Source organism: Pseudomonadota bacterium, from assembly GCA_010028905.1.
GTDB lineage: Bacteria > Vulcanimicrobiota > Xenobia > RGZZ01 > RGZZ01 > RGZZ01.
The window spans coordinates 1-14,810 of sequence record RGZZ01000079.1; the positions used below are offsets into that span (position 1 = coordinate 1).

Annotated in this window: 15 protein-coding genes; 2 read left to right on the top strand and 13 right to left on the bottom strand. The window is 65.7% G+C overall.

Features of this window, described 5'->3' with window-relative positions:
• A partial coding sequence (locus EB084_08015; protein NDD28196.1) for a hypothetical protein occupies positions 1 to 414 on the bottom strand: 414 nt, incomplete at its 3' end.
• Between the two features lie 28 nt (positions 415 to 442).
• Here EB084_08015 and EB084_08020 point away from each other — a divergent pair.
• Positions 443 to 1,096: an outer membrane lipoprotein-sorting protein gene (locus tag EB084_08020; protein ID NDD28197.1), complete on the top strand. Its 654-nt coding sequence runs from the start codon at positions 443 to 445 to the stop codon at positions 1,094 to 1,096.
• A 70-nt stretch (positions 1,097 to 1,166) separates the two neighbouring features.
• On the opposite strand, the gene EB084_08025 is transcribed toward EB084_08020, so the two are convergent.
• The 12 genes from EB084_08025 to hemL all read right to left on the bottom strand — a co-directional run bounded on the left by EB084_08025 (position 1,167) and on the right by hemL (position 14,218).
• Positions 1,167 to 2,159, bottom strand: coding sequence for a hypothetical protein (locus EB084_08025; protein ID NDD28198.1), 993 nt, complete (start codon positions 2,157 to 2,159; stop codon positions 1,167 to 1,169).
• 149 nt (positions 2,160 to 2,308) lie between these two features.
• Entirely contained in the window at positions 2,309 to 3,766 is a 1,458-nt protein-coding gene (locus EB084_08030; protein ID NDD28199.1) for an NADH-quinone oxidoreductase subunit N, read from the bottom strand.
• Entirely contained in the window at positions 3,763 to 5,343 is a 1,581-nt protein-coding gene (locus EB084_08035; GenBank protein NDD28200.1) for an NADH-quinone oxidoreductase subunit M, read from the bottom strand. Before EB084_08035 ends, EB084_08030 begins: the two co-directional genes overlap by 4 nt.
• 12 nt (positions 5,344 to 5,355) lie before the next feature.
• Positions 5,356 to 7,533 carry an NADH-quinone oxidoreductase subunit L gene (locus EB084_08040; GenBank protein NDD28201.1) on the bottom strand — a complete coding sequence of 726 codons (2,178 nt, stop codon included), beginning with the start codon at positions 7,531 to 7,533 and terminating at the stop codon, positions 5,356 to 5,358.
• Positions 7,527 to 7,847: an NADH-quinone oxidoreductase subunit NuoK gene (gene nuoK, locus EB084_08045; protein NDD28202.1), complete on the bottom strand. Its 321-nt coding sequence runs from the start codon at positions 7,845 to 7,847 to the stop codon at positions 7,527 to 7,529. The genes EB084_08040 and nuoK overlap by 7 nt, the downstream gene beginning before the upstream one ends.
• A 1-nt stretch (position 7,848) precedes the next feature.
• A complete protein-coding gene (locus EB084_08050) occupies positions 7,849 to 8,358 on the bottom strand; it encodes an NADH-quinone oxidoreductase subunit J (protein ID NDD28203.1) in 510 nt (169 codons plus the stop codon).
• 43 nt (positions 8,359 to 8,401) lie between these two features.
• On the bottom strand, positions 8,402 to 9,562 hold the full coding sequence (nuoH, locus tag EB084_08055; protein ID NDD28204.1) for an NADH-quinone oxidoreductase subunit NuoH: 1,161 nt from the start codon (positions 9,560 to 9,562) through the stop codon (positions 8,402 to 8,404).
• Complete coding sequence (locus EB084_08060; protein NDD28205.1) at positions 9,559 to 10,689, bottom strand: NADH-quinone oxidoreductase subunit D; 1,131 nt, start codon at positions 10,687 to 10,689, stop codon at positions 9,559 to 9,561. Before EB084_08060 ends, nuoH begins: the two co-directional genes overlap by 4 nt.
• 84 nt (positions 10,690 to 10,773) lie before the next feature.
• The gene (locus EB084_08065) at positions 10,774 to 11,280 is read right to left on the bottom strand and encodes an NADH-quinone oxidoreductase subunit C (protein ID NDD28206.1); all 507 of its coding nucleotides are present in this window, start codon (positions 11,278 to 11,280) and stop codon (positions 10,774 to 10,776) included.
• A gap of 43 nt (positions 11,281 to 11,323) precedes the next feature.
• A complete protein-coding gene (locus EB084_08070; protein ID NDD28207.1) occupies positions 11,324 to 11,704 on the bottom strand; it encodes an NAD(P)H-quinone oxidoreductase subunit 3 in 381 nt (126 codons plus the stop codon).
• Between the two features lie 158 nt (positions 11,705 to 11,862).
• Positions 11,863 to 12,894: a polyprenyl synthetase family protein gene (locus tag EB084_08075; protein NDD28208.1), complete on the bottom strand. Its 1,032-nt coding sequence runs from the start codon at positions 12,892 to 12,894 to the stop codon at positions 11,863 to 11,865.
• A gap of 19 nt (positions 12,895 to 12,913) precedes the next feature.
• On the bottom strand, positions 12,914 to 14,218 hold the full coding sequence (gene hemL, locus EB084_08080) for a glutamate-1-semialdehyde-2,1-aminomutase (protein ID NDD28209.1): 1,305 nt from the start codon (positions 14,216 to 14,218) through the stop codon (positions 12,914 to 12,916).
• Position 14,219: 1 nt separating this feature from the next.
• Here hemL and EB084_08085 point away from each other — a divergent pair.
• Positions 14,220 to 14,810 (top strand): hypothetical protein (locus EB084_08085; GenBank protein NDD28210.1); only part of this gene is annotated, 591 nt, incomplete at its 3' end.

Sequence of the window (14,810 nt, forward strand, 5' to 3'; positions counted from 1 at the left end):
GCGCACGCGCCCGAGCGCCGCCGCAGGGTCGGGCGCCTCCGCGAGAAGCGCCTGCAGCGCGTCGGCCACCATGGTATCAACGACATCGCGGGGGGTGTGAAAGCTGCCTTGCAGCTTCCGCGCGGTGTCAGAGTCCCACGCCACGGCCTCATAGAGGCGCTCGAGAACATGCGGGGTCACCCCGTCGCTGGAAGATTCGTCGAGAGCGACCACACATCGCTTCAGCCGTGCGCGCACGGCCTGCACCGACACCCCCGCCACCCACGCCACGGCGGCGGCCAGATCGCGTCCCGCGGAAGCGTATGGTGACCGGCGCCCCACCCGGGGGAGCGACAGCACCTCGTCGAGGAAGGCCTCTACGGCCGCGTGGCCAGACGCGTCCTCCGCAGGCGAACCGCGGCGCGCGGAGGACACCCCTGCCCGAGGAGGAACCTGTTTCGTCATGAGTCTCTCACGCGCCATCGCATTCGTCTGCCTGCTCACCCTGCTCTTCGCGTCTGCGTCTGCCGCTGGCGACAACCCGCAGCGCAAGGCCGAGAACCTTCTTGCGCAGGCCGACCGACGTCTGGCCGCCCTGCGCGACTTCAAAGCCGAATTACGGGCACGCGCGCGGCTCTCCCTCTTGCCCGCCATCGAGCTCACAGGCCACATGTACTTCAAACGACCGAATCACCTGAAGCTCGAGTTCGATCACCTGCCCAGCATGCTCTCACGGGTGCAGCAGCAGCTCCAGGCGGCTCCTCCCTATCGCGATCCCGGCTATACCCCCCGATGGCTGCGCACCGAGACCATCAACGGTCTGGCCTGCGAAGTCATCGAGCTGCGGGCCAAGAACCAGGAGCGTCGCCTGCAGGTCGCCACCATCTGGCTCGACCCCGCAACGGGGACGCCACCCCGCACCGACTTCGACTACCTCGACGGCTCACGCGCATCCATCTCGACGCGATACGACAAGGTCTCGAGCTTCCTGCTGCCGCAGACGTCAGAGGTCGAGCTGCGCACGACGCTCGTGGGCGTCAGGGCCACGGTGACCTACCGCGATTATGTGCTCAACTCGAATCTCCCCGACAGCTTGTTCAAGCGGCAGCCGCAGTAAGCAGAAGAGCCCTCCGCTGCCGGAGGGCCCTGTCTGCGGGGCCGCTGAGCACCCGTCGCCGAGACGGCGGTCAGACGCTGTAGATGCCCAGGTTGTAGAGCGCGTTGGAGAGATAGGGCGGAAGCACCTCGGCGACATCGACCGCCTTCTCTGACGGCGGGGTGAACCGAGGGGGCCCTTTCAAGAACGCCTCTTCGAGCTTCGCCTGCTTCGCCTCGTCACGCTTCTGGCGCAAGAGCTCGGCAAGGTCTTGCTGATGGCCGAGCAGCTCCTGTGCCTCGGGGCTGTTGTCTTCGAGCTCGGCGTGTCGCTCCTCCATGGAGCGCATCTGACCGAGCTTCGCATCGGCGACCTCGAGCTGCTCCGGCGAGTAGAGGTCGCTCTTGAGCATCTCCTCTTCTTGCTGGCGCCCCATCGCCTGCGCCTTCTTGTGCGAGAGCATGATCATCTTCTGGAGCTCGCCCTGCACCGCGGGATTGCCCAGATCGGCCTTGTTGTTCTCGAGGAAGGCCTGCACGTTCTCACGCTCGCTCTTCACCAGGGTCTCGCGCTGAGACTCGTGCTTCTCTTCGAGCTTTGCCTTCGAGGTGGTCTCGAACTCTTCGCGCGCCACGCGCTGCGCCTTGGTCTCGGGGCCCGGCTTGACCTGAGGCTTGCCCTGACTGTCGAGCGCCACAGCCTGGCGCGGCGGCCCCTCGGCGGGCTTCTCTTCCGTCGTCTCGAGGTGGTTGAACCCGAAGAACCCGTCTTTCATGTCGCGCAGGGAATCCTTGGTCTCATCCATGAACCCCATGCGCTCCGCCGCGTGGTCTTGCTGCATCTGGCCCAGCCGCTGCGCGGCTTCGTCGGGGAAGGGCGGCGCCTCGACCTCGAACTGCTGGAAGGTCGACCGCTGGTCCCACGGGTGCTGCGACTGATGGACGGCCGCGTGGGCACCCTCGTTGAGGGTCTGCCGCAGATTGCTCATCATCTGCTGGTTCTGCTGCTGGTTCATACCGCCGGCAGCAGCCTGAGAGACCATGTTGGCGAGAATGCCGAGGCCCATCTGGGCAATGAACATCATCGGAGTTGGCCTGCTTTCATGACCCTCGTGGCCCGTGGGCGCAAGGGGCGACAACTGTCTGGTGGGCTATGAGAAGATTATCCCCCCCGCCGAAGCAGGTGTCAAGTGCGCGGCGTCACTCCCCGAGCACGATCGAGACCCGCTGCGCGCTACAGCGACGGGTGGAACGTGCTGGCCACCAGCGTGGCCCAGCTCGACAGCCCCGGCAGAAGACCGAGCACCACCGCCGCGACGAGACCCACGAGCATGGCGACGCGCACGCCGGCCGATATCGCGATGGGCGCGTCGCTCGTGGGCTCGAGCCAGTACACCGCCTTCAGCACGCCCATGTAGTAGAAGAGCGAGGCGACGCTGTTCACGATGCCCGCGAGCACGAGCCACGAGAGCCCGGTGTGCCAGGCTGCGGTGAAGAGGTAGAACTTGCCCACGAAACCAGACAGGGGCGGCAGGCCCGCCAGGCTCAAGAACGCCAGCAGAAGGGTGAGCGCCAGGGCCGGCGATCGTCGTGAGAGCCCGGCCAGGTCCTTGATCTCTTCTGACTCAGTGGCGGCGCAGCACGTGATGATGACCGCCCAGGCACCGAGCGACCCCAGCGTGTAGAGCCAGAGGTAGAACAGCACGGCCGCCGTGCCCTTCACCGAGGCCGCCGCCACGCCCACGAGCATGTAGCCCATGTGCGCGATGCCCGAGAACGCCAGCATGCGCTTGATGTTCGTCTGGTGCATGGCAATCAGGTTGCCCACGGTCATCGAGAGAAGCGACAGCACCGAGATGACCAGCATCCAGTCGCCCTTGATGTTGAGCCCCACCGCCGTAGCGCTGAAGCCCGTGGTGAGCACGCGGAGCAGCACGGCCATGCCGCCGATCTTCGGTCCGGTGGAGAGGAAGGCGGTGGTCGACACGGGAGCGCCCTCGTACACGTCGGGGGCCCACATGTGGAAGGGGGCCGCGGCGATCTTGAAGGCGAACGCGCCGAGCATGCAGAGCATGCCGACGATGAGCGCCTGGGGCGCGGGGTTGAGCGAGGAGATCTTCTGGGCGATCTCGGTCACGTAGATGGTGCCGGTGGTTCCCATCGTGAGGCTCGCGCCGAACAGGTAGAAGGCCGACGCCAGCGCGCCGAGCACGAAGAACTTGAGCCCCGCCTCGGCGGAGCGCTTGTTGCTCTTGCGACTGGCCGAAAGCACATACATCGGCATCGAGGTCATCTCGATGGCGAGAAAGATGGTGATGAGATCGTTGGCCGAGGCCAGGAAGAGCATGCCCAACCCCGTGAACATGAACAGGGTGTAGTACTCTCCGGGCCGCGAGATCTGGGTGCTGACGCACGGCGGCGCGATGATGAGCGCAAGCGCGGTGACAGCCAGCATGAGCGTCTTCAGGAACACGGCCGCGTCATCGACCATGTACGCGCCTCCGAAGAGCGCGGGCGACGCGTTGTGGTAGCATCTCAGGTTCATCAGGAGAGCGAGCAGACACGTGCCAGCGCCGACCCAGGCGAGCTTCTTCCGATCGGTGAGGCCCCAGGCCTCGAGGCCGAGCATGATGATCGCGCCGAGCGTGACGAGGAGCTCGGCCGGGATGAACTTCAGGCTATCGGCAATCACTGTTGGACGCCTCCCAGGGTCGACAGCAGATGAACCACCGAGGGGTGCATCGCGTTCAGCAGGATGCTCGGGCAGATACCTACCACGAGTGAGGTGAGGCCGAGCACGACCGGCCCGACCTTCTGGAAGCCACCGATGTCGGTGAGCTTCTCATGTGCGTGACCGTCGCCGTGGCCGTGGGCCTCGGCGCTCGGTCCGAAGAAGATCTTCTGCACGCAGCGCAGGAGATAGGTGGCGGTGACCACCAGCGCCAGCACCGTCACGATGGTGAGCACCTGGTTCTGGCGATACAGGCCGAAGAAGACCAGCGCCTCCGCCACGAACCCGCTCAGACCGGGCAGACCGAGCGACGCCAGCGCGGCCATGGTGAAGGTGGCGGCGAGGAACGGCATCCGGAAGGCCAGCCCGCCCATCTCCTCGATGTTGCGCGTGTGCGTCTTCTCGTACACGTAGCCGGCCAGGCCGAAGAGCATGGCCGTGACCACGCCGTGCGAGAACATCTGGAAGACGGCGCCCTCGACGCCCATGACGTTGTTGGCGCCCAGGCTGCTGCATCCGAGGCCCAGGAAGACCACGCCCATGTGGCTCACCGACGAGTAGGCGATCAGGTACTTGATGTCGACCTGCCGCAGGGCGCACAGTGCGCCGTACACCACGTTCACGGTGGCCAGCACCATGAAGAAGGGCATCCACGTGCGCGCACCATCGGGCATCGGGGCGATGGCCAGGCGCAGCACGCCGTAGCTGCCCATCTTCAGCAGCACGCCGGCCAGCAGCATCGAGAGTGCCGTGGGGGCCGAGGAGTGGCCGTCCGGCAGCCAGGTGTGGAATGGGACGAAACCACCTTCCACCGCAAAGCCGATGAACATCACCGGGAAGAGCCAGGTCTGCACGGCGTGCGGCAGCGGGTTCTTGCCGAGCTCGGCCATGATGGCCGTCAGGTCGAAGGTGTGCATCAGGGCGCCTGGGGTTGCCCCGGGCACCGTCACGTTCCACCACAGCGCCAGGATCCCGAGGAAGGCCAGACCGCCTCCCAGCTGCAGGTACAGGATGAGCTTGGTGGCGGCGTACTCGATGGAGACCTTGCGCGGCCCGCTCTTCGGAACCGAGCCCCAGATGCCGAGCAGGAAGTACAGCGGCACCGACGCCATCTCGTAGAAGAGGATGAAGAAGAAGAGATCGAGCGACATGAAGATGCCGAACACCCCCGCGATCGAGGCAAGCGCGAGCGCGTAGTACTCCTTGACGCGCTCCTTGATGCCAAACGACACCACAGACGACGCGAATGCCAGGATGCCCGTGAGCAGCACCATCGGCGCGTTGAGGCCGTCAACGCCCACGATGTAGGCGATGCCCAGGTCGGGGAACCACGGGAGACGCTCGACGAACTGCCAGTTCGCGCGCAGCGCGTACTCGAGGTTCAAGAAGTCGTAGTACATCTTCATCGACAGCAGCATCGAGGCAAACGTGGACAGCGCGGCGATTCCGCGCACGACGTCGTCCTTGCCGCGCGGTGTGAGCATCACGAGGACCATCGCCACCAGCGGCATCAGCAGGATTGTGGTGAGAATTCCCATCGGTCGTTACCTCTACGGCGCCGGCGGCATGGACGTTGAACCGCCCTGCACCTGCTGCCACCACTTCAGGGGGCTGAGAATGAAGTTCGGATCGGCCACGCCGACACCGACAATGATCACGCACACCGCGACGACCATCATCATCGCGTATTGCTGCAGCTTTCCAGACTGCTCCTCACGAAGCAGCTCGCCGATCAGATACACCGCCTTGCCCGTGCCCCGCACGAAGACGCCGTCGACGATGTTGGCGTCGACCCAGTTGGCGATGCGCGCGCCGAGGAACATGGTGTTGGTGGCCAGCCACGTCCAGAGCTCGTCGAACCAGTACTTGTTCTGCAGCACCTTGTACATCGGCCCGAGCGTTGTGCGCAGGCGCTCCTCGCCCTTGCGGGGGTCGGTGCCGAACATCGCGTAGGCGAGGAACACCCCCGCGACGGCGATGCCCGTCGAGATCAGCAGCAGCGGCCAGGGGTTGCCCTCTGCCGCGGGGGCCTCGGCGGCGTGATGGCCCGCGGTGAGGAAGTGCTCGTAGGCGTTCAGGTGAAGGGCCTCGGCGTTGAGGAACCCGAGGAACACGGCACCGACCGCCAGCAGCACCAGCGGAACCCACATGTTCGGCGGGTTCTCCTTGGGCAGGTGCTGCCCGAGGGGCTGCACCTCGACCGAGTGATGGCTGTCACCGTGCCCGTGGTCGTCATGGTGCTCGTCGCTCAGGCTCATGTCGTGCGGCGCGCCAGGGTCACCGCCACGATACTCGCCGTTGAAGGTGACGAAGTACAGTCGGAAGACGTAGAAGGCGGTCATGAAGGCCGCGGCATAGCCGAAGAAGGCCGGGATCTGCATCGACGGCGAGTGCACCGCCACGTCGAGAATCGCGTCCTTCGACCAGAAACCCGCGAACGGCGGGATGCCCGCCAGGGCGAGGCAGCCCATCAGCATGGCGGCGTGGGTGAAGGGCATGGCCTTGCGCAGCCCGCCCATCTTCCACATGTCGTTGGTGTTCACGGCGTGGATGATCGACCCGCAGCTGAGGAACAGCAGCGCCTTGAAGAAGGCGTGGGTGAAGAGGTGGAAATTGCCGGCCACGAAGCCGGCCGTGGTCCCCACGCCCAGGGCCATGAACATGTAGCCGAGCTGGCTCACGGTCGAGTAGGCCATCACGCGCTTGATGTCGTTCTGCACGATGGCGATGCTGGCCGCCATGAGGGCGGTGATGGCGCCGATCCAGCCCACCACGGCCGACGCCTCGGGGCTGGCCTGGTACATCGGGTAGCAGCGCCCCACGAGGTAGACGCCCGCGGCCACCATCGTCGCCGCGTGGATGAGCGCGCTGACGGGGGTGGGGCCTTCCATGGCGTCGGGCAGCCAGATGTGGAGCGGGAACTGGGCGCTCTTGCCCACCGCCCCGCAGAACACGAGGATGGCGGCGATGGCCACCCCTTGCGGGTAGGTCTTCGCCAGCTCGACCATCTTGTCGAGGGCGTTGTCCGGCCCCACGAAGTCGACCGAGCGGGCGAGCCAGAACGTGGTGATGATGCCGAGGAGGAAGCCGATGTCACCGAAGCGGGTGACCACGAAGGCCTTCTTGGCCGCGTCGGCCGCGCTCTTCTTGTAGTACCAGAAACCGATGAGCAGGTACGACGACAGGCCCACCAGCTCCCAGCACATGTAGATCTGCACGAAGTTGGTGGCGAGCACGAGGCCCAGCATCGACGCCGTGAAGAGCGACAGGTACGCGTAGAACTTGGCGAAGCCGAAGGTTGGCTCGTGGTTCATGTAGCCAGTCGAGTAGATCTGCACCAGCAGGGCCACCGTGGTCACCACCACCAGCATGATGGCCGACAGGTTGTCGACGAGCACGCCGATGCTGACGCTCATGACGGCCTGACCGTCAGCGTTGGTGGCCATGATCCAGGGCAACGAGGCGACCTGCGGACCCACGTCCGGATGGGCCAGTCGCTCGAGCAGCACGCCCGCCGACAGGAAGAAGGCAGCCGCGAGGCACGCCATGGCCACGATTGCGCTGAGCATGCGCTGGCCGCGCGTCACGAAGACGATGATGAGGAAGGCGAGCACGGGGAGCAACGGGATCAGCCCGGTGTACTGCATGACGCCTTGAGAGAGGGCGGCGACGGTCGCGCCGTGCGCGGGGGCCGCCTCGGTGATCTGGGCGAGGAAAGGTGTCACCATTTGAGGAGGTCGACCTCCTCCACGTTGATGTGATGGAATGTGCGGTACAGGGCGAGCACGATGGCTACGCCGAGGGTCACCTCGGCGGCCGCGACCGTGACCACGAAGAGCGCGAACACGAGGCCCATGGCGTGCTCGAAGCCGCCTCCCATGAACCGCGTGAACGAGACCAGGCTGATGTTCACGGCGTTGAACATCAGCTCGAGCGACATCAGCACCGCGACGGCATTGCGCCGGGTGAGCACGCCATAGAGCCCGATGCTGAAGAGGACCACCGAGAGGGTGAGATACTCGTTGAGGCCAACCGTGTTCACGCTACGATTCCTCCTTCGAGGCCACCATGACGGCGCCGATCAGGGCCATCAGGAGCAGCACACCCACCATCTCGAACGGGAAGAGAAAACCGCCCCGTTCCTGGCCCAGGAAGAGCTTTCCGAGGTCGCGCACGCTGATGTAGCTGTGCGCCGGGTCCCACGGGGCAAGGGCCCAGGTCTGGTGATAGATGGCGTACAGCGCGAGAAACGCGAAGGCCAGGCACCCGACCAGTGCGGGAAACTGCTGCGAGAGCGGCGCGTGCGGCTCTTGCTGACCGATGTGCTGGGTCAGCATCACGGCGAACTTCAGGATGACCGCGATGGCGCCCACGTAGATGAGCACCTGCACGACGGCGAGGAAGTGGGCGTCGAGCATTCCGTACACCGCGGCGACCGCGCCGAAGGTGAGCGCCAGGCTGAGGCCTGCGTGGAAGATGTTCGACGACCGCACCACGCCGAGAGCGCCGAAGAGCACGACGGCGGCGATGGCGTAGAAGAGATAGGGGTTCATGATGGTGTGAGGCTCCTTGGAGAGACAGGCGAGACGTGCGTCATCACGACATCGCTCCGAAGATCTGTTTGAAGACGGCTTCACCGAAGATCTGCTTGTACGCGATCATGTAGACTGCCGCGATGAGCAGGTTCACGAACGAGAACGGCAGCAGGGTCTTCCATCCGAAGTGCATCAGCTGGTCGACGCGCACGCGCGGGAAGGTCCAGCGGACCCACATCAAGATGAGAACGATGACCAGGGTCTTGGTCAGGAACACCACCGCGCCGAGCGCCGAGAAGAGCACGTGGGGCATGCCGCTGGCGCGCATCATCTGGGTGATGCCGAAGGGGAGCGACCATCCGCCCAGGAAGAGGGCCGCCGCCACCGCCGAGATCACGAACATGTTCGAGAACTCTGCGAGGAAGAACATGGCGAACTGCATGCCGCTGTACTCGGTGACGAAGCCGGCCACCAGCTCAGACTCTCCCTCAGGCAGGTCGAAGGGGGGGCGGTTGGTCTCGGCGGTGCCCGCAATGATGAACACCACGAATCCGATGATGTTCGGCCAGATGAACCAGGCGGTGCGCTCCTGAACCTGTATGATCTCCTGCAGGCTGAGCGAGCCCGCCATCAGCACGGGGCCGAGCACGGCGAAGATCATGGGGATCTCGTACGAGATCATCTGGGCCACCGAGCGAAGGCCGCCCAGGAGAGAGTATTTGCTGTTCGAGCCCCAGCCGGCCATCATGATGCCGAGCACGGTCATGGAGCCCACGGCGAGCAGGTACAGCACGCCCACGTTGAGATCGCTCACCGAGGCGTCCGGGCCGAAGGGAATCACCACGTAGGCCATCAGCGAGGCCGCGAAGACGATGCACGGCGCGAGCACGAAGACGATGTAGTCGACATCGGCCGGCGTCACCGTCTCCTTGGTGAGCAGCTTGATGGCGTCGGCGGCCGTCTGGAGAAGGCCGCCGAACCACATGTTGCCGCTGCGAAGGAAGCTGGGGCCAGAGGTCATGGGGCCCATGCGCCGCTGGATTCGCGCGCTGATCTTGCGCTCGAGCCAGATGAGGAACAGCACGAGCACGCTGATGAAGCCGATGATGAGGCCCATGCTGATGAGCATCAGCACGACCTTCATCGTGAGGAGCTGGCGCACCGCGTCTGGCAGGGGGAGCTGGTTGAAGAGCGCCTCGAAGGCGTGGTCGAATCCGTTCATCGATCGATCTCCGGAAGCACGAGGTCAAAGCTCGCGTTGATGGCAATGAGGTCGGCCACGAGGGCACCCCGCATCAGCACGGGCAGCACCGACAGGTTGCTGTACGAGGGGGTGCGGAACTTGCAGCGCCAGGCCTTCTCGGAACCGTTCGAGACGAGGTAGCACCCCATGTCGCCACGGGAGTTCTCGATGCGCGAGTACACCTCGCCCTCGGGAATCCAGATGCGGTTGGGCAGCACCGCCTTGGCGCGCCCCTTCGGCAACCGCGCGAGGCACTGCTGCACGATCTTCACGCTCTGGCGCATCTCGTCCATGCGCACCTTGTAGCGCGCCCAGCAGTCGGAGCCTTCCTGCGTGGGGATGTCGAAGTCGAGCTCGGGGTAGATGCTGTACGGCACGGCCTTGCGCACGTCGTACTTCACGCCGCACGCGCGGATGTTGGGCCCCGAGACCCCGTGGGCGAGGGCCACGTCACGTGGCAGCACGCCGACCCCCTTGGTGCGCTTGAGGAAGATGGCGCTCTCGGTGAGCAGCTCCTCGCACATGTCGAGCACCGGCGGGAACTCGTTGAGGAACTTCTCGCAGGCGGCCTCGAAGGTCTTGGGGCCATCGGTCCACTTGAACTCGACCTTCTTGGGCAGATCGTAGGCCACGCCACCGAGGCGCAGGTAGTTGTAGGTGAGGCGCTGACCACAGGTCGACTCGAAGAGGTCGAGGATCTTCTCGCGCTCGGTGAAGCCGTAGAGGAAGGGCGTCGTGGCGCCCAGCTCGAGAGCGTTTGTGCCGAACCAGAGCAGGTGCGAGGCGATGCGGTTCAGCTCGACCATGATGACGCGGATCACGTCGCCGCGGGGCGTGGGCACGATGTCGGCGAGGCGCTCGACGGCGAGCACGTACACGTAGTTGGCCGACATCGAGGTCACGTAGTCGAGGCGGTCGGTCACGGGGATGTACTGGCCGTAGTGACGGCCCTCCGCCATCTTCTCGAGCGAGCGATGGAGGTACCCGATCACGGGCTCGACATCGACCACGATCTCTGCATCGAGCTTGACCATGAGACGCAGCACCCCGTGCGTGCTGGGGTGCTGGGGGCCCATGTTGATGACGAACTCTTCGGTGTTGATCATACGGTTTCGGCTTTCGTCTGGGGATGGCGAGAGGTTGGGTGCGCTGGGGTCCCGGGGGTGACCCCCTGCGCAATCGGCCCGCGCCTAGATCTTGTGGTGACCCATTCCTGTGAAGTGCGCGGGGTTCTCTCCTTGGGGCGTGGGAACGAAGTTCGGATGGACGTAGCTCTTGCGCAGCGGGTGCCCCTCCCAGTCGTGCGGCATGAGGATGCGCCGCAGATCGGGATGGCCCTTGAACTGCACACCGAACAGGTCGTACACCTCGCGCTCGTACCAGTTCGCCCCGGACCACAGCGACGTGAGGCTGTCGACCTCGAGACGATCATTGGGAAGCTGCACCTTGAGGGCCACGATGTGGAGGTGCGTGTACGACATGAAATACGCGATGACGTCGACGCGCTCGACCCAGTCGGCCGCGGTGACCACCATGTTGTAGTCGAACGCAAGCGCGGGGTCGTCGCGCAGGCAGCGCGCCACCTCGAGCAGATGGGCGGGCTCGACGATGAGGGTCTCGGCGTTGCGCTCGTCGATGCGAAGCCCCGCGTTCGGAAACCGCTCGGTCAGGTGAGCCAGGATCTCTTCTCTCTTCAACTCTCTTGCCTCCTACGACGACGAGACGCCTCGCGCGCCTCGGCTAGCCGTACCAATCCATGACCCCTTTGCGCCACGCGTAGCCGATGGCCACCACGAGAAGACCGAGGAACACGAGCATCTCGCCGAAGGCCATGAGCCCGTACTTCGGGTCGAGGAGCATGTCGCGGAACGATGCGGCCCACGGGAACATGAAGACGATCTCGACATCGAAGAGCACGAACATCATCGCGTAGAGGTAGTAGCGGATGTTGTACTGCACCCAGGCCTTGCCGATGGGCATCTCGCCGCACTCGTAGGCGATGAGCTTCTCGGGCGACTGCCGGCGAGGCGCCAGGATGCTCGCCAGAACGAAGTTCATCAGACAGAACAGGATGCCGCCGATGAGGAACAAGAGGGGGTAGAGATAGTTGCCTGTTGCCACGCCGGGGCCACTCCTCGTCTGCTAATTCTTTTTTTCACAAGCAAGCCGGCAATAACGCCGTAGCCTGCATGGCGGGGGAGACTTCTGTTCGCCCCCTCAAAATCCTCTTGTGAAGAACGGGCGCTACGACGCGGTTCTGTCGTAACACACCCCGAAGATCAGGAGCGCCGGCCCACGACGTAGTCGAGCAGCGCTTCGAGCTCTGCGGTGCCTTGCGCCGGGCGGGCCGCAACCAGCGCCTCCCGAGCGCGGCGCAGGTAGTCGCCCGCCACGGAGAGCGCATGCTCCTGGGAGCCGGTCGTGCCCATGATGGAGAGGACCCGACGCATCGACCGCCGGGAGAGCCGTCCCCTCCCCTCCTCGACCAGCCCTACCAGCGTCTGGCGATCGGCGGGCGAGACTTTGGCCAGCGCGTGGATGAAGGGCAGCGTGAACTTGCCCTCGCTGAGATCGCTGCCCACGGGCTTGCCCAGCTGCGCTTCGTCGCCCCAGAAGTCGAGCACGTCGTCGATGATCTGGAAGGCCATGCCCAGGTGCAGGCCATACTCTGCCATGGCCTCGATGGAATCCTTGCCCGCCCCGGCGACGATGGCCCCCATGCGACTGGCCGCGGACATGAGCGCCGCGGTCTTCTCGCGAATGACGAAGAGGTAGTCGTCGAGCGAGACCTCGAAGTTGTTCTGCTCCTCGATCTCGCGGATCTGACCGAGCACCATGCGCCCCGTGGCCTCTGACACGATGGTCACGAGATAGCGATTCTCGTCTCCGCACATATCGAGAAGCGATCTGGCGTAGAGATAGTCGCCGAGCATGACGGCGATCTTGTTGCTCCACCAGGCCCCCAGCGTGGCACGCCCGCGACGGGTCTGGGTGTTGTCGATGACATCGTCGTGCAGCAAGGATGCCGCATGAACCATCTCGAGGGCGCCCGCCACCTTGATAGCGCGAGCGTTCACCCCGCCGAAGGCCCGCGCGGTGAGCAGCACAAGGGCGGGGCGCAGACGCTTACCGCCAGAGCGAAGAATGGTGCGGGAGGTCTGGCTGACGAGCCCGAGGGCTTCCGGGATGCTCTCGACGAGCTCTTGGTCAACCGCCGCCAGCGCTTCAGCGATGGGGCGCAACGGGGCGATCAGCGCGCCGTTCGAGGGCGGGGGGACACCTCTGTCAGCAGCAATCAATCGGGGGTCCATCTCTCTCTTCAAGCTGCGCTCATACGACCAGCGATCGCATGGCCTCTCGTGCCGCAGCAGCCGCTCTGTCGAGCTGATCGTCGGTGTGCGCAAGGCTCACGAACGCCGCCTCGTATTGCGACGGCGCAAGCATGACACCCTTCTCGAGCATGGCGCGGAAGAAGCGGCCGTATCTCTCTGTGTCAGACGCGCAGGCCGCCGCGTAGCTGTCGACGGCGGGCCCGGGGTGGAAGAAGAGGGTCAGCATCGAGCCCTGGCGGTTCACCACCACCGGGACGCCCGCGGCGTCAGCGGCCTCGCGCAGCCCCCCCTCGACGCGACGTCCGCCCTCTTCGAGACGGGCGTAGGCCTGCGGATCGTCGCGCAGGATGCGAAGGGTCTCGAGACCTGCCGCCATGGCCAGCGGATTGCCGGACAGCGTGCCCGCCTGATAGACCGGGCCCAGGGGCGCGACGCACTGCATGATGTCGCGACGCCCACCGTAGGCGCCCACGGGGAGCCCTCCACCGATGATCTTCGCGAGCAGGGTCATGTCCGGACGGATGCCCGTCAGCGCCTGCACACCACCGTAGCCAACGCGGAAGCCGGTCATCACCTCATCGAAGATGAGCACGATGCCGTGCTGGGCGGTGAGGTCGCGCAGCAGCTGCAGGAAGCCGGGATTCGGCGCCACCAGCCCCATGTTCGCGGGAATCGGCTCCACCACGAGCGCGGCGATCTCGCTCCCGTGGGCCTCGATCACGGCCCGGATGGCATCTTCATCGTTGAAGGGCACGGTGAGGGTGTGACGAGCGAAGTCGGCGGGAACCCCCGCGCTGTCCGGCACGCCCAGGGTGAGCGCGCCGGAGCCCGCCTTCACGAGGAACGAATCGCCGTGGCCGTGGTAGCAGCCGACGAACTTCACCACCTTGTCTCGCCCCGTGAAGCCGCGTGCCACGCGAAGCGCGCTCATCGCCGCCTCGGTGCCGCTGTTCACCATGCGCACGAGCTCCATCGAGGGCATGGCGCGGCGGATCTCTTCGGCCAGCTCCACTTCGAGCTCACACGGGGCGCCGTAGCTGGTTCCCCGCTCCGCGGCGCGGGTGATGGCCTCGAGAACGCGAGGGTGGGCGTGCCCGACGATCATGGGGCCCCACGACCCGATGAAATCGATGTACTCGTTCCCGTCGGCGTCGAGCACCCTGGCTCCGCGCGCGGCCGAGATGAAGACAGGTTCGCCCCCGACAGATCGGAAAGCGCGCACCGGCGAGTTCACGCCGCCCGGGATGACGCCCTGGGCGCGTTCGAAGAGGTCGCGGGACCGATTTCGGATCGTGGTCGTCATGATGGTCGTCCTGATCTCAGAGGAGGCGGGCGAGCCTCGGCGTGCGCCGAAGGGCCGGGCCAGGAATGAAGCGCAGGGTTCGCAGACCCGCGCGCCGATTCCTGCGCGTCGGCGCGAGCCCGCTGATCGAGGCGCCGCGTCGTCGTCGCGAGAGGACACCAATGGGATTGAGAGAATCCGCGTACTCGTCATGACCTCCGCGCCCTCGCCATCACCGCCGCTGCGGCGCCGTGTCGACCCGCTCGTGGCCCTCCTCGTGCTGGTGGTGTGCCTCGAGGCGCTCTGGATCATCGTGCGCACCCCGACGGCCCTGGTCGAGGACACCCGAGGAACCGTCGTGCTGCAAGGAGAGAAGCCCCTCGACGACGAGCGCGGGGGCGAGCTCGTGCCAGGCCCCCAGCCTCCACACATGGCACACGGCGAGGGGCGAGGCGGCGGGGAACCCATGGCCAACGGCGCGGGCGGTGTGCCCGGCGTGGGGGTCCCCGGGCAGCCCATGCCTCCAGGGCAGCCCCAGGCCCCGAACCGCGGCATGGCCGCGGCACCCGCGCTGGGAAGACCCGCTGCACCGCCCCCCGGAAAACCGTCTCTG

What these genes read in the sequence shown, in the direction of transcription:
- EB084_08020 (NDD28197.1), top strand. Translation starts at nt 443, where the DNA reads ATGAGTCTCTCACGCGCCATCGCATTCGTCTGCCTGCTCACCCTGCTC.
- EB084_08025 (NDD28198.1), bottom strand. Translation starts at nt 2,159, where the DNA reads ATGATGTTCATTGCCCAGATGGGCCTCGGCATTCTCGCCAACATGGTC.
- EB084_08035 (NDD28200.1), bottom strand. Translation starts at nt 5,343, where the DNA reads ATGGGAATTCTCACCACAATCCTGCTGATGCCGCTGGTGGCGATGGTC.
- EB084_08040 (NDD28201.1), bottom strand. Translation starts at nt 7,533, where the DNA reads ATGGTGACACCTTTCCTCGCCCAGATCACCGAGGCGGCCCCCGCGCAC.
- EB084_08050 (NDD28203.1), bottom strand. Translation starts at nt 8,358, where the DNA reads ATGAACCCCTATCTCTTCTACGCCATCGCCGCCGTCGTGCTCTTCGGC.
- nuoH (NDD28204.1), bottom strand. Translation starts at nt 9,562, where the DNA reads ATGAACGGATTCGACCACGCCTTCGAGGCGCTCTTCAACCAGCTCCCC.
- EB084_08060 (NDD28205.1), bottom strand. Translation starts at nt 10,689, where the DNA reads ATGATCAACACCGAAGAGTTCGTCATCAACATGGGCCCCCAGCACCCC.
- EB084_08075 (NDD28208.1), bottom strand. Translation starts at nt 12,894, where the DNA reads ATGGACCCCCGATTGATTGCTGCTGACAGAGGTGTCCCCCCGCCCTCG.
- hemL (NDD28209.1), bottom strand. Translation starts at nt 14,218, where the DNA reads ATGACGACCACGATCCGAAATCGGTCCCGCGACCTCTTCGAACGCGCC.